The following is a 20590-nucleotide window of genomic DNA, read 5'->3' on the forward strand; positions in this document are numbered from 1 at the left end:
GAGGCAATTGTTCGAGCTGAATACATGAGTGGATCTTGTGACACAAGTGTGACCGACGCCGCACCGGCAGAGGGCTCCGGGGCGGAGGGCCGGGCCGCTTCCCGTCTCCCCGGAGACTGCCCGCCGGCGCCCCCAGGCCCTACCGTGGAGGGCATGAGCTCCCTGCCGACCCCGCCCGCCCGGCCCGACGACCCGGCCGAGCCCTACGTGGGCCTGGACGCCGAGACCGCTGAGCGCAGGGCCGTCGCGCGCGGCTGGACCACGGTCCGGACCGTGGCGCCCGGCACCTTCCTGACCATGGAGTTCCGCCCCGGGCGCATCAACTTCCAGGTCGAGGACTCCACCGTGACCCGCTGCTGGATCGGCTGATCCCCTCCCGCTCCCCGGACGTCGCGCGGGACCCCCGTACGGCCAGGCCCTTCACGTCGGAGCCGTCCGGCCCGGGCACGCGGAAGGCCCCGGCCGGAGCCGGGGCCTTCGCCCGCAGTGGTCGGGGACCGGCCCTCAGCCGCCCGTCATCGGACGGGCCGGGGCGCTGCCGCTCCGGGGCGGCCGGTCCGTGTGCGAGGGCCGCCGCGATCCGGCCGGCGTCCCGGGGGAACGTTCCGTACGGGCCGGATGGGCCGGGTGCGGAGCCGCGCGGACCCGGGCCGGCATCAGCCCCGGCACGCCGTCCGGCAGGCTCGCTGCGGCCTCACCGGCGGACGCCGCGCCGAGCGGCAGCAGCGGCCGGGGCGTACCGGCGGCGACCGGGACCAGGACGGCGGCCCTCCGGCGCCCGCGTTCCCGCCACCGGTCGCGCGCGCTCAGGATCAGCTGCTCGGCCCGGGTGATCAGCGGCTCCGTCCAGGGCAGGGCCAGCAGGACGAGGAGTCCGGCCGCCCAGCCCAGCAGGACGTCGCTGAGCCAGTGGGTGCCGATGTACACCGTGGTGAGCCCCACGCCCAGGGAGACCGTCGCCGAGATGGCCGACAGGTAGCGCCGGGCCCGTGGAGTGGTCGCCAGGTAGGCGAGGATGCCCCAGGTCACGACGGCGTTCGCGGTGTGGCCGGAGGGAAATATATCGCCGCCGGCGAAGAGCTCCGCCGATCCGATCTGGGTCGCGTAGTGGGGTCCGAGGCGCCCGAGCACGTGCTTGACGCCCCCCACGGAGGCATTGAGCAGCAGGAGGGCCGCACCGAGCGTGAGGAGCGGCCGCAGCGTGTGCTGGCGCCAGGAGCGCCAGCCGAGCCAGCTGGCGATCATCACCGCGGTCGGTCCTCGCTGGCCCAGGACGACGTAGTAGTCGAGGAAGGCGTGCAGCGACGGCCACTGCTGATACGGCCGGAAGAGCATGACCTTCCAGTCGAGAGCCACCAGCCAGGACGAGATCAGGACCAGGTGGACGATGACGAGGTAGAACGCCAACGTCCCGCCGAAGAGGGCCACGCGGTGACGACTCATCCGCGGGATCTCTATCTTCGGCGGTTCCGGCTCCCGGTCCAGCCGGGCAAAGATGTCGGTACGCACCCAATCGACGTTACAGCGAGTGAGTGTGTGACCCGGTCGATCCCACCGGTTTGTGATGACCATGTGATGTGGCCCGGCTCTCCGGACGTGCCGTTTTCCGGTCCCGGAAGAAAAACGACGGGATCGGGTCTTCTCCCCCTTCCGGGTGCTTTCCTCCGTGCCGTGGTGACCGCCGGTCCCTTTCTCCGGAGAAGTCGCGCCCCGCATTTCCCCCCGCCTTTGCCGTCCTCCGCTCCGCCCGGGCCGACGCTGTACTCGCCGTCCGCCGGCCGGGGAGACGTCGGTGCCGGGCCCGGGGAGCGCGGCCACCCTCACCGCTCCGGTCCGCCACGCGGGAGCGACGGGTGGGGTACGCGGATGCGGTCCACCGCGAGGGCTGTGGAGTGCGCGGCGGGGCGGGTCCCGGCCCTGCGGAGCCGGAGTCCCGGATCGCCGGCCCCCGCACGGCCGGCCACCAGGAGCCGGGCGGCCCGGGCCCGGCCGGAAGGTGCCTCCCGCGCGACGCGAACCGGCCCGGGCGACCGGCTCTGGACGAGCGCCCCGCTGAGCCGTAGCGTCGCCCGCGAAGCTGACTACCACTGCTAGTTTGTGCGCCGGTCCCGGCCGCCCGAGCGGGGTGGTGGCCGGGAGGACCGCGCGAGCCGCCGGAGGCACCATGCAGAGCACCGAGCACGACGAGCCCGGCGGGACCGCCCGCCGGCCGAAGCTTCCGCCCTTCGACCCCGGCGACCCGATCGGCGTCGACGACCTCCTCGGCGCCGAGGACCTCGCGATCCGCGCCGCCGTCCGCGCGTGGGCGGCCGACCGGGTGCTGCCGCACATCGCCGAGTGGTACGAGAAGGGAGAGCTGCCCGGCATCCGTGAGCTGGCCCGCGAACTCGGCTCGCTCGGCGCGCTGGGCATGTCCCTCCAGGGGTACGGCTGCGCGGGCGCCTCGGCCGTCCAGTACGGCCTCGCCTGCCTGGAACTCGAAGCCGCCGACTCGGGCATCCGCTCCCTCGTCTCCGTACAGGGTTCGCTCGCCATGTACGCGATCCACCGCTACGGCTCCGAGGAGCAGAAGCGCGAATGGCTGCCCGCCATGGCGGCGGGCGAGACCATCGGCTGCTTCGGGCTGACCGAGCCCGACCACGGATCCGACCCCGCCAGCATGCGTACCCGGGCCCGGCGCGACGGCGACGACTGGATCCTCACCGGCCGCAAGATGTGGATCACCAACGGGTCGGTCGCGGGGGTCGCCGTCGTCTGGGCGCAGACCGACGAGGGCGACGCGGGGCGCGGCATCCGGGGGTTCGTGGTGCCGACGGACCGTCCCGGATTCTCCGCACCCGAGATCAGGCACAAGTGGTCGCTGCGCGCCTCGGTCACCAGCGAACTGGTGCTGGACGGAGTGCGGCTGCCCGCCGACGCGGTGCTGCCGGGGGTGAGCGGACTGCGGGGCCCGCTGAGCTGCCTCAGCCACGCGCGGTACGGAATCGTGTGGGGCGCCATGGGGGCGGCCCGGTCGAGCTTCGAGGCGGCCGTCGACTACGCGCGGACCCGGGAGCAGTTCGGCCGGCCCATCGGCGGGTTCCAGCTCACCCAGGCCAAGCTGGCGGACATGGCGGTGGAGCTCCACAAGGGCATCCTGCTCGCCCACCACCTGGGCCGCCGGATGGACGCGGGCTCGCTCCGCCCCGAACAGGTCAGCTTCGGAAAACTCAACAACGTGCGGGAGGCGATCGAGATCTGCCGCACCTCGCGCACCATCCTCGGTGCCAACGGGATCTCCCTGGAGTACCCCGTGATGCGGCATGCCACGAACCTGGAGTCGGTGCTCACGTACGAGGGCACCGTCGAGATGCACCAGCTGGTGCTGGGCAAGGCGCTCACCGGCCTGGACGCCTTCCGGTAGGGCCGCGCCCGCCCGTGCGGGACGGTGGGCCGGCGTCCGGAGCGCCGCGGCGAGCGCCCTGCTCAGCTCTGGTTGAAGAAGCCGCCGGTCCGCCGGCCGGAGGCTTCGCCGCTGACCACGTGGGTGTGGGCCGGGGTCAGCAGGAAGACCCGGGTGGCGACCCGGTCGATCGAACCGCGCAGGCCGAAGATGAGCCCGGCGGCGAAGTCCACCACGCGCTTGGCGTCGGCGGGGTCCATGGCCGTGAGGTTCAGGATCACCGGGACGCCCTCCCGGAAGAGTTCGCCGATGGTGCGCGCGTCCCGGAAGCTGTCCGGGGTCACGGTGGCGATGCGCCGCTCCTGCTCCTCGGCGGCCTCGGAGGCGACCTGGACCCGCGGGTCGGTCACCCACGCCTGGCCGTGTGCCCCCGTTTCGGTGGCCTCGGAGTACTCGTCGTCGTAGTAGCGCTCGTCGCTGTCCTCCACGAGGCCCAGCCAGGCACTCGCCTTGCGTACCGATCCCATGGACGCCTCCTCTCACCGCGGTTCTCTGATGTTCCGCATGTCTTTCGTATCCCTATGGTCGTCCATCATGCGGATACCGCGCCAAGTGGATAGTCGGCACGCAGGGGATTCGTGACGCTACTGATGCAGAACATGTGGCGGTTCGTCAGGGTTGCGACCGAATAAGAGGGCTTGTAGGAAGAAAATACGATGCTCCGGTCCGTACGGGTGAGACGCGGGACGTACGGGTGAACGGCCGGATCGGTACGATGGCCGACGCGCGCGTGTGCGAGGGGTCGCTGAGCCCTCGTCGGAGTTTTCGGGGGGACACTTCATGTTCGGGATCGTCAGGCCGTGTACGCACCGGCTGAGCGAAGGGCTGAGAGCCGAGTGGATGGCCCATCTCTGCGGGCTCTGTCTCGCTCTGCGCTCCGACCACGGACAGTTCGCCCGGATCGTGACCAACTACGACGGCCTGATCGTCTCGGTCCTGACGGAGGCTCAGCTCGGCCGCGTCCCGTCCGGCCGGCGCACCGCGGGCCCCTGCCCGTTGCGCGCCATGCGGACCGCGCCGGTCGCCCGGGGCGAGGGAGCCCGGCTCGCCGCCGCCGTCTCCCTGGTCCTCGCCTCCGCCAAGGTCCGCGACCATGTCGCCGACCGGGACGGGCTGCTGGCGCACCGTCCGGTCGCCGCCGCCGCCCGCCGGGTCGCGGCGGGCTGGGACCGGGCGGGGGCCAGGAGCGGCGCGGCCCTCGGCTTCGACACCGCGGTCCTGGTGGACGCGGTGGACCGGCAGGCCGGGATCGAGTCCCTGGTCGTGACGGGCACCCCGCTGCTCGTGGTCACCGAGCCCACCGAAACGGCCACCGCCGCGGCCTTCGCGCACACCGCGGTCCTCGCGGGCCGACCGGGAAACGCGGCACCGCTCGCCGAGGCGGGACGGCTCTTCGGGCGGCTGGCACACCTGCTGGACGCCGTGGAGGACCAGCGCGCCGACGCCGAGGCGGGGGCGTGGAACCCGCTCACCGCCACCGGCACCCCGCTCGCCGAGGCCCGCCGGCTCTGCGACGACGCCGTGCGCGGGGTGCGGCTGGCGCTGGCCGACGCGGAGTTCAGCGACGGCAAGCTGGTGCACGTCCTGCTGGTGCACGAACTGCGCCGCGCGGTCGACCGGGCCTTCGCCACGGACTCCTGCGGGCACCGGCAGGCGTACGGGCCGCCCCCCGGCAACCCCTTCGCCCCCGGTGGTCCGACGGCGCCGCCGCCCCAGCCTCCGCCGCCGCCCCGCGACCGGCGCGGACTCATCACCGGATGCCTGGTCTGGGCCGGCCTCGCCTGCACCTGCCAGATGTGCTGCGGCACCTACGAGGGCCCCTGGTCGCGCGAACGGCGCGAGGGCCTCTGCCACCAGGCCGACTGCGGGGACTGCTGCGACTGCTGTGACTGCTGCTCGAACTGCTCCAGCTGCGGCGACGGATGCAGTTGCTGCGACTGCGACTGCGGGTGCGACTGCTGAACGACCGGCGGGCGCGGCACGGCCACCGAAGGGGTGCCGGCCGCGCCCGCGGGGTCTCACTTGATCTCGGGGGGCGAGATCTGCGAGGTCTCGATCGCCGACGCGGTGGTGCCCCACTTCTTCAGGATGCGGTCGTAGGTGCCGTCCGTCTTCAGGCTGTTCACCGCTGCCTGGAAGGCGGGGGCCAGTGGAGTGCCCTTCTTGAAGGCGAAGCCGACGTCGAGCCGCTTGAACTCGTTGAGGAAGCGGACGTTCTTCTGCTGGGTCACGGCGTAGCGCAGACCGTTGATGGTCGACATCACCACGTCGACCCGGCCCTGCTGCAGCCCGATCCAGATGGACGTCGGGTCGGCGAAGGTCTGGACGGTGTAGGGCTTCTCGCCCGCCGCCGAGCACACGCCCTTGTTCTTCTCCAGCGTCACCTCGAAGGTCGTGCCGGCCCCCGTGGCGACGTTCAGCCCGCAGAGCTGGGTGAGGTCGGTGACCTCCTTCAGCTTGCTGTCCGCGCGCACGGCGAAGCCCTGGCCGTCGTTGATGTAGGTGACGAAGTCGATCGTCGCGCGCCGTTCGTCGGTGACACCGAAGTTCCCGGTGCCCAGGTCGTACTTGCCGCTGCCGAGCGCGGGCAGGATCGCCTCGAAGGAGGCCACCTCGCGGTGGAGTTTCAGACCGAGCTTGCGGGCCACCGCGTCGGCGAAGTCGACGTCCGCGCCGGACAGGGTCTTGCCGTCCGCCTCGTAGAACGCTCCCGGCGGGGCGCCCGCGGCGCTGGCGATTCTCAGCGTTCCGGCCGATCTGACGTCCGCGGGCAGCAGGGCCGCCGCCGCCTCGTCCTTCCGCACGGCGGAGACCACGTCGTTCTTCGGTGTGTCCTCGGCGGCCTTGCTGCCCGCCTGGGCCGTGGCGGGCTCGCCCGTCCCGCACCCGGCGAGTGCGAGGGTGGCGGCGGTGATCAGGGCGAAGGTGACGGTGTGCCGGGTGCTGGGCATGACGGAGCTGCTCCAGAGGGATCGGGGGCGTGCCGGACGTGTACCGGACGCTGCGGATGGACCTGATGGGTGGGTGCACCGCCACGGGGCGGACGCGCTGGACGTGCCGGGGTATGCCGGCCGGCCCCGCCGGGCACGGCCCGGGGGCAGCGCGGAGCGGAGCGCGGAGGTCGTCAGTGGTGCGAGGGGAGGGGAGGGTGCTCTCGTGCGGGTGAAGTCACGCGGGGAGGAACGCTCACGCTCGAAGACGCGCGAGGGCGCGAGCGTGCGGAGAGGAGCAGGGGGTCAGCTCAACAGGAAGAGGACCACACGCGACCGAAGTCGATGTGGGAGCGGGTGACCAGCCACTGCTGCGAATACATGCGCCCAGTGGAACAGGCATTCGGTGGTCCGTCAACTGCCGCCGGACCGGGGCCCACAGTGTGGACAGGCTTGACAGAGGGGCGCGTACGCCGCTTATCTCATGAGCGGACCGGTGCTGAGGGGCCTGGTCCGCATCGTGCTCGCTGTGAAGCCGCGCCCCGTGTTCGATCCCGCATCCACGGAGCCCCAGCATGTCCGCGAAGACAGAATCCCTCACTCCCGCACCCGCCTCCGGCTTCTCCCCGGACGCGACCTCCGCCGCGGACCCGCCCGATCCCGGGGGCGACGCCGTCCCCCGCATCGTGCCGGTGCGCCGTACGGGCCAGCGCCTGTCCGCCGCCGTCGTCCTCGTCCTCCTCGCCCTCGTCCTCGTCTCCGTGGTCCGTAACAAGGCGTTCCAGTGGGGCGTGGTCGGGGAGTACTTCACCACCGACTCCGTCCTGCGGGGACTCGGACTGACCCTGTGGCTGACCGCCGTCGTCATGGTGCTCGGCTTCGCGCTGGGCGGGCTGCTCGCGGTGATGAGGCTCTCCAGCAACCGCGTTCTGCGAGCGGCGAGTTGGGGGTACGTCTGGCTCTTCCGGTCCACCCCGATCCTGGTCCAGCTGCTGTTCTGGTTCAACATCGGGGCGCTCTACCCGAAGATCCTCGGCGTCGAGACCGTGAACCTCCTCGGCCCGCTCACCGTCGCCGTCGTCGGGCTCACCCTGCACGAGGCCGCGTACGCCGCCGAAGTGGTGCGCGGCGGCATCCTCTCGGTGGAACGAGGCCAGGTGGAGGCGGCGCAGTCGCTGGGTCTCGGCCCCTGGCGCCGGTTCCGCCGGATCGTGCTGCCGCAGGCGATGCGGTCAATCGTCCCGCCGGCCGGGAACATGCTGATCGGCACCCTCAAGGGCACCTCGATCGTCAGCATCATCGCCGTGCAGGACCTGCTCTACTCCGTGCAGCTCGTGTACCACCGCACCTACCAGATCATCCCGTTGCTGCTGGTCGCCACCATCTGGTACGTCGTGGTCACCTCCCTCCTCAGCATCGGCCAGCACTACGTCGAGCGCTACTACGCACGCGGAACGGCGGACGCCCGATGAGCCTCGCACCCACCCTCGTCATCATCGGAGCGGGTCCCCGCGGCACCGGTCTGATCGAGCGCATCGCCGCCAACGCCGCCGAGCTGTACGCGGGCGAGCGGCTCGACATCCACCTCGTGGACCCCCACCCGGCCGGCGGCGGCCGCATCTGGCGACACGACCAGTCACCGCTGCTCTGGATGAACTCGATGGCGCAGGACGTCACCGTCTTCACCGACGACACGGTCCGCCAGGAGGGGCCGGTCCGCCCGGGACCCGCCCTGGACGCCTGGGCGGAGGACGTCCGGGCGGGCCGCATCACCGTCGACGCCGAACCCGCCGTCCTCGCGGAGATCCACGCCCTCGCGGGGCAGGACTTCCCGACCCGCCGGCTCCAGAGCGTCTACCTGCGCTGGTTCTACGAGGAGTCCGCCGCCGCCCTGCCCGCCGGGATCACCGTGCACGAGCACCCCACCCGCGCACTGCGGGTCACCGGTCCGCGCGACGGCCGGCAGCGCGTCTGGCTGGAGGGACGCGCCGAACCGCTCGTCGCCGACCTCGTCGTCCTCACCGTCGGCCACCTGGACGCAGAACTCGACGACGAACAGAAGGAGTTGGCCTCCTTCGCACTCCGCAACGACCTGGTCCACCTGCCGCCCGACTTCACCGCGGACACCGACCTCGACGCGCTGCTCCCCGGCGAGCCCGTCATCGTGCGCGGCTTCGGACTGGCCTTCGTCGACCTGATGGTGCTCCTCACCGAGGGCCGCGGCGGACGGCACGAGGACGGCGTCTACCACCCGTCCGGACGGGAACCCGTGCTGCACGTCGGGTCCCGGCGCGGTGTCCCGTACCACTCGAAGATCGGTTACGGCTGGGAGGGCGAGCGTCCACCGCTGCCCCACCACCTCGGACCCGAGCACATCGGGAAACTCCTCTCCGCACCGGGCCCGTTGGACTTCCGGCGCGACGTCTGGCCGCTCATCGCGCGCGAACTCGCCCACGCCCACTACCACCGGCTCTTCACCGCGCACCCCGAGCGCACCACCACGTCCTGGGAGGAGTTCCGGCGGGACCACGAAGCAGCCGAGCCGGGCAGCCCCGAGCTGGTCGAGCTCGTCGCCCGCTCCGTACCCGACCCGGCCGACCGCCTCGACCTCGACGTGCTCGACCGGCCGCTCCAAGGGCTCACGCTCCCCACCCAGGACGCCCTCCAGGAGACCCTGCGCGACTACATCACCGCGGACCTGGCACGCCGTCATGACTCCGCCCACTCCTCGGACCTCGCCGTCTTCTTCGGACTCCTCTCCGCCTACGTGCAGTTGGTGGCCCTCGGCGACTCCGGAGACAGCTGGCACGGATTCTTCAGCTACCTCGCCTCCGGACCGCCCGGGCCCCGGCTCGAACAGCTGCTCGCGCTCTCCCGTGCCGGAGTCGTCCGCTTCCTCGGCGCCGACATGACCGTCGAGGCCGACGAGAAACAGGGCGTCTTCCGGGCCGGCAGCCCCACCGTCCCCGGTGCGCACGTCGAGGCCCGGGCGCTCGTCGAGGCCCGTCTCCCGTCCCCCTCCCTGCGGCACACCAGCAGCCCCCTCCTGCGCGGCCTGTACGAGGACGGCGCGGCGGTCACCGACAACGGCCTCCTCCAGGTCTCCCCGCGGGACGGCCGGATACAGGACCGCGACGGCGTCGCCCACCCCCGCCGTTTCGCCCTCGGCCCCTTCACCACGGCACGCTCCTCGGGCGCCTTCACCCGGCCGCGCACCGGGGGACCCGCGTTCAGCCAGAACGACGGAGCCGCCCGTGCCGTACTCGCCTTCCTGCACACCCTGGCGGACCACCGGACCTCTGTGAGCCGCCCCGCCCCCGAGGACCGCCCCGCCCCCGCCCCGGCGGACCGACCCGTCCTCGCGACGTGACCCGCCCCGGCGCCCCGACCGCCCCCGAGCCTCCGGACCGCGTCCGCCCGCTACCCCGCGTCCAAGGAGATGCCATGCCGCTCACCACCGAAGCGCCCTCCATGGTCGAGATCCGCTCCCTGCACAAGAGTTTCGGCTCGACCGACGTGCTGCGCGGCATCGACCTCACCGTCCGGCCCGGCGAGGTGACCGTCGTCCTCGGCCCCTCCGGTTCCGGCAAGTCCACCCTGCTGCGCACCATCAACCATCTGGAGAAGGCCGACCGCGGCTGGATCACCGTCGACGGCGAACTCATCGGCTACCGCAGGGACGGCGACAAGCTGTACGAACTGCGGGAGCGCGAGGTGCTGCGCCGCCGCACCCGGATCGGGTTCGTCTTCCAGAGCTTCCACCTCTTCCCGCACCTCACGGTGGTGGAGAACATCATCGAGGCACCCGTCTCCGCCCTGCGGCGCCCCCGGGACGAGGCGATCGCCGCGGCCGGGAAGCTGCTGGAGCGGGTGGGCCTGGCCGACAAGGCGCAGGCGTACCCCCGGCAGCTCTCCGGAGGGCAGCAGCAGCGCGTCGCCATCGCACGGGCCCTCGCGCTGGAGCCGAAACTGCTCCTCTTCGACGAGCCGACCTCCGCGCTCGACCCCGAGCTCGTCGGTGAGGTCCTCGACGTCATCAAGGACCTCGCCGCACAGGGCACCACCATGATCGTGGTCACCCACGAGATCGGCTTCGCCCGGGAGGTGGCCGACACCGTCGTCTTCATGGACGAGGGGCGGATCGTCGAGCAGGGGCCGCCGGACGAGGTGCTCGACCGCCCCACCGAAGCGCGCACCCGCGCCTTCCTCTCCAAGGTCCTGTGAACCGGCGGGCCCCCGCCCGCCTCCTGAGGACCATCGACCACCCCCCGATGTGGAAGGCCCGCATGACCCCCGGCAGACCGCTCCATCTGGCCGCCGAGATCGGTGGCCCGCCCCGCTACGATCCGGACCACTACCTCGGTCTGGCCCGGCTCGCCGAGCGCGGCGCCCTGGACTACGTGACCCTCGGCGACTCCTTCGCCCGGCCCGGGCCCGACGCGCTCTCCGTGCTCGCGCGGATCGCGCCCGCCACCGACCGGATCGGTCTGGTGCCGACCGTCGACACCACCCACACCGAGCCGTTCCACGTCTCGTCCGCCGTCGCCACCCTCGACTGGGTGAGCCGGGGACGGGCCGGCTGGAGGGCCGACGTCTCGACGACCGAGGCGGTGGCGGGACTCTTCGGGCGGCGTACCGCCCGGCCCGCCGAGGAGCTGTGGCACGAGGCGGGTGAGGTCGCCGACGCCGGGGCACGGCTCTGGGACAGCTGGGAGGACGACGCCGAGATCAGGGACACCGCCACCGGCCGGTTCATCGACCGGGACAAGGTGCACCACATCGACTTCGAGGGCGACTCCTTCTCGGTGCGGGGCCCCGCCATCGTGCCGAGACCCCCGCAGGGGCGCCCCGTCACCGTGATCGACGGCACCACCGCGCCCGCGCGGGCGGCCGCGGCACGCCACGCGGACGTCGTGCACATCCGGGCCACCTCGCCCGAGCAGGCCGCCGCCGCCCGCGCGGACGTCCACCGGCTGGCCGCGACGCACGGCCGCGCCGCGCACGAGGTACGCGTGCTGGTCGCACTCGCGGTCGACCTCGGCGACGCCGAGACCGCCCCCGAACCGGGGCTCGCGAGCGGACCGCCGCTGGCCGGCCACGGCACCTACTTCCGGGGCGGGCCGGTGGACCTCGCCGAGCTCGTCTCGGAGTGGTACCGGGCGGGCGCGGCGGACGGGTTCCACCTCACGCCCATCACCCCCGCCCGCGACCTCGAAAGGATCGTCAACGGCACCGTGGCCCTCCTCCAGCACCGCAGCCTCTTCCGCACCTTCCACCCCGGCGGCACCCTCCGCGAGCACCTCGGGCTGGCCCGCCCCGCCAGCCGCTACGCGCTCGCCCGGACGGCGGGGGAGCGGCGATGAGCAGGCACCGGACGATGCATCTGGCCGCCCACTTCCCGGGCGTCAACAGCACCACGGTCTGGTCGGACCCCCGGTCCGGCAGCCAGATCGACTTCGCCTCCTTCGAGTACCTGGCCAGGACCGCCGAGCGCGGCACGTTCGACTTCTTCTTCCTCGCGGAAGGACTCCGGCTGCGCGAGTACGACGGGCGCGTCCACGACCTCGACGTCGTGGGACGGCCGGAGTCCCTCACCGTGCTGAACGCGCTCGCCGCCGTCACCGACCGCCTCGGCCTCGCCGCCACGGTCAACACGACGTTCAACGAGCCGTACGAGCTGGCCCGCCGGCTGGCCACCCTCGACCACCTCAGCGGGGGCCGCGCCGCGTGGAACGTGGTCACGTCCTCGGACGCCTTCACCGGTGAGAACTTCCGCCGGGGCGGATACCTCGACCGCGCCGACCGGTACACCCGGGCCGCCGAATTCGTCGCCGCGGCACGGGAACTGTGGGACTCCTGGACGCCGGACGGGCGGCCCCGGCCGTTCGAGCACCGCGGCCGGCACTTCGACGTCTCCGGCGAGTTCACCGTGCCGCGCTCCCCGCAGGGGCATCCGGTCGTCATCCAGGCCGGAGACTCGGACGAGGGCCGCGAGTTCGCCGCCTCCTCCGCCGACGTGATCTTCACCCGGCACGGCACCCTGGAGGCGGGACGCGCCTTCTACGCGGACGTCAAGGGACGGCTGGCGGCGTACGGACGCCGGCCCGAGGATCTCAAGATCATGCCCGGCGTCACGGTCGTGGTCGGCGACACGGACGCGGAGGCCCAGGAGCGGGCCGCCGCGATCCGCCGCCTCCAGGTCTCGCCGCAGAACGCCATCCTCGCCCTGGAGCAGGTCTGGGGCACCGACCTCTCCGCGTACGACCCCGACGGCCCGTTCCCCACGAGCGACCCGGTGCCGGACTCCGAGTTCGTGCAGGGCCGGGTCCGGGTCGCCGACCCCCTCGCGGTGGCGTCGCGGTGGCGGGCGCTCTCCCGGGAGAAGGGGCTGTCCATCCGGGAGACCGTGATCGAGAGCACCACCCGGCAGTCCTTCGTGGGTGCCCCCGAGACGGTCGCCGCGGAGCTGACCGCCTTCGTCGACGGGCGGGCGGCGGACGGCTTCATCCTGGTCCCGCACCTCACCCCCGGCGGCCTGGACGACTTCGTCGACCGGGTCGTCCCCCTCCTGAGGGAACGCGGTGCGTTCCGGTCCGAGTACACCGGTTCCACCCTGCGCTCACACCTCGGGCTGGCCGAACCCGTAGGGAAAGGTTGACGCATGAGCACGCACGCGCAGCAGGAGTGGCAGAGCTGGCACGAAGGGCGGATCGCCGCGGCGGCGGCGCCCTACGGCCCGCTCGCACTGGCCGGTACCCACTGGCTGGCCGACTACCCGGAAGGGCGAATTCCGGCCGTCCCCGGGGAGTGGCGCGAGGACGGTGACGATCTCGTCCTCAGCGCCGGTGCCGAGGACGGCCCGACCGTCGACGGCAAGCCGCTCACCGGCGACGTACGCCTCCAGCCCGACCTCGGGGCGGTCGAGGACGCCCGGGTCGCCCTCGGCGAACGGCGGTTCGTCGTGCTCCGCCGCGAAGGTCTCTGGGCGGTGCGCGACTTCGATCCCAGGACGCCGGCCCGCCTCGCGTTCCGGTCCATCGGGGCGACCGGGTACGACGGCCGCTGGTCGCTGCCCGGCACCTTCCGGAGGTACGAGGACCGGACGGTCCGGGTGAAGAACGCGGACGGCGTGGAACGCGGTTTCCCACTCGCCGGAGAAGTCGGCTTCGTCGTGGACGGAGCCGCGCACACGCTCCAGGCGGCGGTCGAGCCGGACGGCTCGCTCTGGATCGTTTTCGCCGACGCCACCAGCGGCGACAGCAGCTTCCGGTTCCGCTTCCTGCGCCCTTCCGCCCCGGCCGCCGACGGCTCGGTGACGGTCGACTTCAACCGCTCCCTGCTGCCGCCGTGCGCCTTCGCGGACCACTTCATCTGTCCCTTCCCACCGCCGGGCAACACCCTCCCGATCGCGGTGCCGGCGGGTGAGCGCCGGCGGCTGGACGGCTGAGCGCCGAGACCCCGCGGACCCCTCGCCCCGGCCCCGACGGCCCGCACGCTGCCGGGGCCGGGGCGTCGTTGCGTCCGGCGAGGTTCCGGGCGGCCGAAAGGCGCCCTTGCGCGGTGCGCGGCCGGTCCCAAATACTCCCAACCAGCGCTTGTCAGGAACACGGCATCCGCATAGCGAACACCTGTCGGAAGCCCGAACCTGACCGCGCCTCACGGGTCCGCCACCCCACGGACGGACCCCTGACTCCCCTTGGAGGGACGCGAAGTGAGGATCAAGCGCATCACCCCCCGCAGCACCACCGCCAGACGCAGCAGGGCCGTCGCCGTCGCGGCCGGCCTGGTCGCCGTCGCGGCACTCGCCGTACCCGCGGCCAGCGCCGACTCGGCCGGCACCTACAGCACCGCGCAGCTCACCGCCGCGAGCGACGCCGTCCTCGCCGCCGACATCCCGGGCACCGCCTGGAACGTCGACCCCGCCACCAAGCGCCTCCTCGTCACCGTGGACAGCACGGTCACGCAGGCCGAGATCCAGAAGATCAAGGACACCGCCGGCGACGACGCGGGTGCCCTGCGCATCGAGCGTACGGCCGGCACCTTCAACAAGCTGATCTCGGGCGGCGACGCCATCTACGCGAGCAGCTGGCGCTGCTCGCTCGGCTTCAACGTCCGCAGCGGCAGCACCTACTACTTCCTGACCGCCGGTCACTGCACCGACGGCGCGGGCACCTGGTGGTCCAACTCGGCCCACACCACCGTGCTGGGCACCACCTCGGGCTCCAGCTTCCCGACCAACGACTACGGCCTGGTCACCTACACCAACAGCAGCGTGGCCAAGAGCGGCACCGTGGGCAGCGTGGACATCACCGGCGCGGCCAACGCCACCGTCGGCCAGTCCGTGACCCGCCGCGGTTCCACCACCGGCATCCACAGCGGTACGGTCACCGGCCTCAACGCCACCGTCAACTACGGCGGCGGGGACGTCGTCTACGGCATGATCCGCACCAACGTGTGCGCCGAGGGCGGCGACTCCGGCGGCCCGCTCTACTCCGGCACCCTGGCGATCGGTCTCACCTCGGGCGGCAGCGGCAACTGCAGCTCCGGCGGGACGACCTTCTTCCAGCCCGTCACCGAAGCACTGAGCGCCTACGGGGTCAGCGTCTTCTGATCCCAGCGTCCGTCCGATCCCACCGGTCCACCGCTGCCCGCGGGTGTTCCCCCGCCCCGCGTGCCGCGGTGGTACCACGGAATTGGCACACGGCGCAGTCCGGCGGCCCAGCCCGTCGCGTCGAGCCCCCGTTCGCCCCGGACGGGGGCTCCCGCACGCCCCCCGCTCCCTGAGATGATGGCCGCGAGGTCGGACACGAAGGAGCGACGGGGCGGACGCGCAGTCCGTGCGGAGGGACGACCTCCGGCCCCGCAGACACCCAGGGGGTTCCAGGCCCGTGCATCGCATCGGAGTGACCGGACACCGTTCCATTCCCCCGGCGGCCTACGCCCACGTCCACGACGGCCTGTGCGAGGCGCTGAGCGCGACCGGGGACTCGCCGGAGGCCCTCTCCTCCCTCGCCGTGGGGGCGGACCAGCTCTTCGCCCGGCTGGCGCTCGCGCGGGGAGCGCGGCTGACGGCGGTCATCCCCAGCGACGACTACGAGAAGTGCTTCGACGACGAGGCCGACCTCGCGCGCTACCGCGAGCTGAAGTCCCTCGCCACACGGGAGTTCCGGCTGGACTTCCGGCACTCCACGGACGAGGCCTACTACGCGGCGGGCACCTGGATCGCCGACCACTGCGACCGCCTCGTCGCGGTCTGGGACGGCCTCCCGGCCCGCGGCCTGGGCGGCACCGGCGACATCGTCGCCTACGCCCGCACCCTCGGCCGCCCGGTCACGGTGATCTGGCGCGACGGGGTGCGCCGCGACTGAGGGACGTCGTGCCGGAACCCAGCGGGCCGGCCCCGCGTCACATGCGGTGCCGCACCAGCCAGTCGGTGTGCTCGGGGGAGACGATCCGCTCGGTCTCGTAGACCGCCACCGGCCACTGCCGCTCGGTGAGCGTCGTCTCCATCGCCGCCTGCATCGACTCCAGGTCCTTCTCGACCAGCGAGTGCGCCGAGATCAGCGGGTGGTGGCGGCGCATCTCGTTCCAGGCCAGGCACGCCGCGGCCGCGGCCGACAGCACTCCGGTCAGCCCGAAGGACCGGGCTGTGCCGAAGGTCTGCAGCAGGCTGAGGGCGAGCGCCGGAACCGTGAGCGCCGCCACCGTGCTCGACCACACCAGCGCACCCCGCCGGGAGACCAACTGCCGCCGCCGGTACCAGCGGCGCTGCTCGATGAGCCGGTCCCGGACGTACGTCTCCTTGCGCACGGTGAACGCCTTGTCCCGCAGGGTCCGCATGGAGTCGGTGATCAACCCCGCGTCCGGACCGTCCAGACCGTCGCGGGGATCGTCCCAGCCGACCTTCCGCAGCTCCTGGAGGCCTTCCTCCAGCCGACTGGCGAAGACCGCCTCGGGATGCTGCGTGGTGGTGTCGAAGGGGGAGCCGTGCACGGCGTAGCGCCAGCAGTTCGACTTGATGAACTCGGCTGCCGAGCGGTTGAGTTGCCAGTGCGACTTCGCTTTGCGGTGCGAGGCGAGGAAGGTCGCGACCAGGGCGCCCGCGTATGCCGAAGCCGCCAGCAGGTCGAGGAGTTGCAACGAGTCCCCGACCTCCACGCTCCACGGCAGCGCGGCCGGCACCGTCCCGAGGACGAGGAGCACCAACTGGGCGCGGGTCGTGTTGGTGGCCTCCCGCTGCCGGGCGACCGCGATGGCGTCGGTGCGGTGGAAGAGTTCCGGCAAGTCTTCGGTGCGGAAAACCATGGACCGGAGCGGTCCGGGAATCGCCATCTTCTGCCCCCGCCTGCCGTGGTGTAGGTCGTCGGATCCCCTCGTGGCGAGGTTCTCGCCCGCGAACGGCGGGATGCCTGTCGCGCCCCCCGTTCCGGTGGATCCGCGCGCGTACGACCGGGTCAACGAGAGTAGGGGGCCGCCCGGTGGGCCTGCAACGGCGGCTTTCGGCCGGGGGAGGCCCCGTGGGAGCCGTGGGTCGTGTGGTGCGCACATCGAAGCGCGTATACCTCAACTCATATGCAAAACAGCTCTGTTGCAGCAGAATGCTGCCCGGCGCAGAAAGCACCGCGGGGGGTCGGAGTGAGCGGAAGAGAGCCGGGGGGAGACCCCTTCGGCCACGGGGTCCAGCGCAGGGTGCGCCGCAGCCGCCTGCTGTTCGTCACTCCTCTGGTACTCCTGGGCGTGCTGAGCACCCTGCTCGTCTGGGAGACCGTCCGGGCCAATGTGTCCGCCGGAACCGGGGAGGCATGGCCCTGGCGGCTCCAGTTGCTCGACGGCGACGTTCTGGGCAGCTTGCTGGCCGTCGCCCTGGGGGCGGTCCTGGCCCGGGCCCAGTACGCCCGCTCGACCCGGCCGCATCTCGGCTCCCGGTGCGTCTGGAGCAAGGGCCTGCTCAAGGGCGACGCCACGGCGTGGCGGGTCGGGCTCTTCAACGGAGGCCTTCACGTCGCCACGGTCGAGCGGTGCGACTACCGGGTGGTCCTGGCCGGTGAGGAGGGCGCCGCGGACCGGAGCTGGGTGAGTGCCGGTGAGGCGGTGCGGCGCTTGACCGGAGCCGGTCTCGTCTTGGCGGAGGACTTCCAGTTCGTCGAGTTCGGTGCGGGCTTCCCGCTCGTCGGGGGCGCCGGCTACGAGACGCTCCTCGTCGGCGCCTTCTCCCTGCGCTTCGTCGGGGAGGTCGAGGAGCTCTCCGTCCGCTTCCGGGTGGGCGACGTCGTGGGGGACAGCCACGAGCGGGTCGTCGACTGCGTACGGAACGCCCGTGCGGGGCTTCATGCGCCCCTCGACTGAACTACGCCGAGCGGGTGGACGCGCGGTTGCGTCCGCGGCCGGTCCGTGCATCGCCCCTGTGCGGCTCGTGCGCTGGTGGAGCCCCGGCACCATTCTCTCTTTTTCGGTCCGGTTAATTGTGTGAGCGCGGCCGGGCGCCTACCGATCACCCGCGCGGATGAATTCGACTGTGGTTTCGCGTGCATTAACCTTTGACGCGCCGCGTGCGAATCGATGCCGGAAGAGAGTAAAGTCGTCACGCCGGGCTGCATCGCCGCAGGCGGCGTTCAACTGACTGTACGTCACCAAGCCCTCAAGGATGGCCGTGAAGATCAACGCCACAACCCCTTCCTTCGCTGCTGCGAAGAAGCCTCGTACGCCTCTCGTCGAGATCGACGCGCGAGGTGCCGAGGCGTCCAGGAAGCTCGATCGGGTATTCGGTTTTTCCGCAGGGCGGGCCACACGGACTTCGACTTTCAGTTCGGCGCTCTGAGTATTCCCGCAGGCTCTCGGCCGCCCCTGCGGGGTGGCTAAACTGACGGAATGACAGGACCCCTGGTCCCCTTCCGTGAGATCGTTCTGAAGATCCACAGCAGGTGCGATCTCGCATGCGATCACTGCTACATCTATGAACACGCCGACCAGAGCTGGCGCACGAGGCCGAAGACAATCTCTGACGAGGCCGTTTCATGGACTGCCCGACGCTTGGCCGAGCATGCCGCCACGCATGGTCTCCCCTCTGTCTCAGTGATCCTGCACGGGGGGGAGCCGCTCCTGGCGGGGCCCGCGCGTCTGCGCACGATCTGCGAGGAGCTCGGATCCGCCCTGAAGGGCATCGCCGCGCTGGATCTGCGGATCCACACCAACGGCGTCCAGCTCAGTCCCCGGTACCTCGACCTCTTCGACGAGTTCCACGTCAGGGTCGGCATCTCGCTCGACGGTGACCGTACGGCGAACGACCGACACCGTCGGTACGCCGACGGGCGTACGAGCCACCCCCTGGTGCTCAAGGCCGTCGAGCTCCTCCGGCAGGACCGGTACCGCCACCTCGACCTCGGGCTGCTCTGCACCGTGGACGTGCGCAACGACCCCGAGGCCGTCTTCGACGCCCTCGCGGAACTCGAACCGCCCATGATCGACTTCTTGCTGCCGCACGCCACCTGGGACACGCCCCCGCCGAGACCGGACGGTTCGGCGACCGCGTACGCCGACTGGCTTCTGGCGGTCTTCGACCGCTGGCAGGACCGGGGGCGGGCGGTGCCGGTCCGGTTCTTCTCCTCCATCCTCTCCAGCCTCGGTGGCGGACCCAGCCTGACGGAATCGCTCGGGCTCGCTCCCACGGACCTCGTCGTCGTCGAGACGGACGGGAAGCTGGAGCAGGTCGATTCGCTCAAGAGCGCGTACGAGGGGGCGGCGGCCACGGGGTTCGACGTCTTCACCCACTCCTTCGACGAGGTGGCGGCCCATCCGGGGGTCCGGGCGCGTCAGCTCGGCCTGGCCGGCGTCAGCGAGGAGTGCCGCGGATGTCCCGTGGTGCGTTCGTGCGGCGGAGGCCTCTACACGCACCGTTACCGCTCCTCCAACGAGTTCGACAATCCGTCCGTGTACTGTGCCGACCTCGAAGCGCTGGTGCGCGGCATCGAGGAGCGCGCCGCGCCGGCCCTGGTCTCTCCCGCGCTGTCGGGCCCGGCCGGGCTGGTGGCCGAGCAGCACGAGCTGACACGGACCCTGCTGGCCGGCCTCCACACCCTGCTCGACGGCCGCGCGGGCGAACCGTGGCTGCGGGCCTGGGAGGCGGTGGGTGCCCTGGAAGCCTCCGAGGAAGGGGCCGCGGGCCTCGATCACGTCCTCGCCCACCCCTATGCCCGCGCTTGGCTCCAGAGGACCGCGGAGGGTTTTCGCCACGACCCGGACCGGGCCGCCTCGGACGCGCTGCTGCTCACGTCGTACGTGGCCGCCGGGACGCTGCGGGCCGGTCTCCCGGACGCGGTGCCGGTGCGGTACCGGAACGGCAGGCTGTTCCTGCCCACGCTCGGTGAACTCACGGTCGACGGGGCGGGGGAGCACGGGACGGTGGTGGTACGGGGCGTTCCGGAGGGCTTCGCGGTGGAGCACGAGGACGGACGGGTGCTGCGCGTGGACCTCCAGGATCCGGACACCGCGAGCTGGCGCGGGGTGCGCCGTCTGACGGCGGACGGAGTGCCCGGCTGGGCCGTCGACGATCTCGATCCGTACCGGGACTGCCACGCGTCTCCCGCGGCGGAGCGGCTGGAGCCGGAGGCGGCCGAGGACTTCGGCCGCGCGCTCGCTCGCGCCTGGCGTCTGGTCGAGGCCATGGCGCCCGAGGTGGCCGGGGCCATGGCGACCGCGGTGACCACCGTCACTCCCCTCGCCGCCGGCTCGGCCTCCGAGCGGCCGCGCGGCCTCGGCGCCCTGGGAATTCCGGTGACCGCCACCGACCGGGAACGGGCGGTCGAGTTGGTGCGGACATTCCGCAGGAGTGAAGTGCGGGGCCTGTGTGATGTCACGGACCTGTACGCGGCGGACGGGGAATGGGAGTATCTGTCGCCCTGGGACGGAGAGGCTGTTCCGTTCTCCCGCCTGCTGGCTGAAACTCATGAGCGAGTGGGTCTCGGAGTGTTCGATCCGGAACTCCTCTCCGGGGTACGGGAGGCGCTCGGCATGATGGAGGGATCGGCCGAGCCGACCGTTCACGGGAAACGCCTGCTGGACGTAGTCCGGAAGGAGTTCAGTGGTGCTCAGGGGGCAGCTATGCGCGCCAGTTCCCCGGGCCCGGGAAAAGATGACTGAAAAATGGTGGTGAATGACCGAAGAGCACGGGGATGGAGTGGCTGCAGCTCAGGAATGATGAATTCGCTCGCATTCACTCCGC

The 20590-nt window shown here is 72.0% G+C and carries 18 protein-coding genes; 13 read left to right on the plus strand and 5 right to left on the minus strand.

What is annotated here, in order from left to right:
• Nucleotides 1–153: 153 nt before the first annotated feature.
• A complete protein-coding gene (locus PZB77_RS25485; RefSeq protein ID WP_275494954.1) occupies nt 154–369 on the plus strand; it encodes an I78 family peptidase inhibitor in 216 nt (71 codons plus the stop codon).
• A gap of 135 nt (nt 370–504) precedes the next feature.
• On the opposite strand, the gene PZB77_RS25490 is transcribed toward PZB77_RS25485, so the two are convergent.
• A complete protein-coding gene (locus tag PZB77_RS25490) occupies nt 505–1509 on the minus strand; it encodes a phosphatase PAP2 family protein (protein WP_275494955.1) in 1005 nt (334 codons plus the stop codon).
• Nucleotides 1510–2164: 655 nt separating this feature from the next.
• On the opposite strand from PZB77_RS25490, the gene PZB77_RS25495 reads away from it, so the two are divergent.
• Nucleotides 2165–3403 carry an acyl-CoA dehydrogenase family protein gene (locus PZB77_RS25495; protein ID WP_275494956.1) on the plus strand — a complete coding sequence of 413 codons (1239 nt, stop codon included), beginning with the start codon at nt 2165–2167 and terminating at the stop codon, nt 3401–3403.
• 62 nt (nt 3404–3465) lie between these two features.
• Here the strand turns inward: PZB77_RS25495 and PZB77_RS25500 are convergent, their stop codons facing one another.
• Complete coding sequence (locus PZB77_RS25500) at nt 3466–3909, minus strand: cell division protein SepF (RefSeq protein ID WP_275494957.1); 444 nt, start codon at nt 3907–3909, stop codon at nt 3466–3468.
• A 313-nt stretch (nt 3910–4222) separates the two neighbouring features.
• On the opposite strand from PZB77_RS25500, the gene PZB77_RS25505 reads away from it, so the two are divergent.
• Nucleotides 4223–5404: a DUF5685 family protein gene (locus tag PZB77_RS25505; RefSeq protein ID WP_275494958.1), complete on the plus strand. Its 1182-nt coding sequence runs from the start codon at nt 4223–4225 to the stop codon at nt 5402–5404.
• A 56-nt stretch (nt 5405–5460) separates the two neighbouring features.
• Here PZB77_RS25505 and PZB77_RS25510 read toward each other — a convergent pair whose 3' ends face one another.
• Nucleotides 5461–6393 (minus strand): ABC transporter substrate-binding protein, encoded by a 933-nt coding sequence (locus tag PZB77_RS25510; protein ID WP_275494959.1) that lies wholly within the window; start codon nt 6391–6393, stop codon nt 5461–5463.
• A gap of 554 nt (nt 6394–6947) precedes the next feature.
• On the opposite strand from PZB77_RS25510, the gene PZB77_RS25515 reads away from it, so the two are divergent.
• The 8 genes from PZB77_RS25515 (at nt 6948) to PZB77_RS25550 (ending at nt 15740) form a co-directional block, all read left to right on the plus strand.
• The gene (locus PZB77_RS25515; RefSeq protein WP_275494960.1) at nt 6948–7844 is read left to right on the plus strand and encodes an amino acid ABC transporter permease; all 897 of its coding nucleotides are present in this window, start codon (nt 6948–6950) and stop codon (nt 7842–7844) included.
• A complete protein-coding gene (locus tag PZB77_RS25520; protein ID WP_275494961.1) occupies nt 7841–9742 on the plus strand; it encodes an FAD/NAD(P)-binding protein in 1902 nt (633 codons plus the stop codon). Before PZB77_RS25515 ends, PZB77_RS25520 begins: the two co-directional genes overlap by 4 nt.
• 101 nt (nt 9743–9843) lie before the next feature.
• A complete protein-coding gene (locus PZB77_RS25525; protein ID WP_275496216.1) occupies nt 9844–10596 on the plus strand; it encodes an amino acid ABC transporter ATP-binding protein in 753 nt (250 codons plus the stop codon).
• A 62-nt stretch (nt 10597–10658) separates the two neighbouring features.
• Nucleotides 10659–11735: an LLM class flavin-dependent oxidoreductase gene (locus PZB77_RS25530; RefSeq protein WP_275494962.1), complete on the plus strand. Its 1077-nt coding sequence runs from the start codon at nt 10659–10661 to the stop codon at nt 11733–11735.
• Between the two features lie 14 nt (nt 11736–11749).
• A complete protein-coding gene (locus tag PZB77_RS25535) occupies nt 11750–13030 on the plus strand; it encodes an NtaA/DmoA family FMN-dependent monooxygenase (protein ID WP_275496217.1) in 1281 nt (426 codons plus the stop codon).
• Between the two features lie 3 nt (nt 13031–13033).
• Nucleotides 13034–13819, plus strand: coding sequence for a DUF1684 domain-containing protein (locus PZB77_RS25540; protein ID WP_275494963.1), 786 nt, complete (start codon nt 13034–13036; stop codon nt 13817–13819).
• Nucleotides 13820–14083: 264 nt separating this feature from the next.
• Nucleotides 14084–14983 (plus strand): S1 family peptidase, encoded by a 900-nt coding sequence (locus PZB77_RS25545; protein WP_275494964.1) that lies wholly within the window; start codon nt 14084–14086, stop codon nt 14981–14983.
• Between the two features lie 277 nt (nt 14984–15260).
• On the plus strand, nt 15261–15740 hold the full coding sequence (locus PZB77_RS25550) for a hypothetical protein (RefSeq protein ID WP_275494965.1): 480 nt from the start codon (nt 15261–15263) through the stop codon (nt 15738–15740).
• A 37-nt stretch (nt 15741–15777) separates the two neighbouring features.
• Here the strand turns inward: PZB77_RS25550 and PZB77_RS25555 are convergent, their stop codons facing one another.
• Nucleotides 15778–16677 (minus strand): DUF4231 domain-containing protein, encoded by a 900-nt coding sequence (locus tag PZB77_RS25555; protein WP_275494966.1) that lies wholly within the window; start codon nt 16675–16677, stop codon nt 15778–15780.
• Between the two features lie 330 nt (nt 16678–17007).
• Between PZB77_RS25555 and PZB77_RS25560 the strand changes: the two genes are divergently transcribed.
• Nucleotides 17008–17718, plus strand: coding sequence for a hypothetical protein (locus PZB77_RS25560; protein WP_275494967.1), 711 nt, complete (start codon nt 17008–17010; stop codon nt 17716–17718).
• A gap of 138 nt (nt 17719–17856) precedes the next feature.
• On the opposite strand, the gene PZB77_RS25565 is transcribed toward PZB77_RS25560, so the two are convergent.
• Nucleotides 17857–18039, minus strand: a complete 183-nt coding sequence (locus PZB77_RS25565) for a hypothetical protein (protein WP_275494968.1) — start codon at nt 18037–18039, stop codon at nt 17857–17859.
• 201 nt (nt 18040–18240) lie between these two features.
• Here PZB77_RS25565 and fxsB point away from each other — a divergent pair, with 201 nt between their 5' ends.
• Nucleotides 18241–20508, plus strand: a complete 2268-nt coding sequence (fxsB, locus tag PZB77_RS25570) for a radical SAM/SPASM protein FxsB, inactivated metallohydrolase extension form (RefSeq protein WP_275494969.1) — start codon at nt 18241–18243, stop codon at nt 20506–20508.
• Nucleotides 20509–20590 lie beyond the last annotated feature (82 nt).

Source organism: Streptomyces sp. AM 2-1-1, assembly GCF_029167645.1.
Lineage (GTDB): Bacteria > Actinomycetota > Actinomycetes > Streptomycetales > Streptomycetaceae > Streptomyces.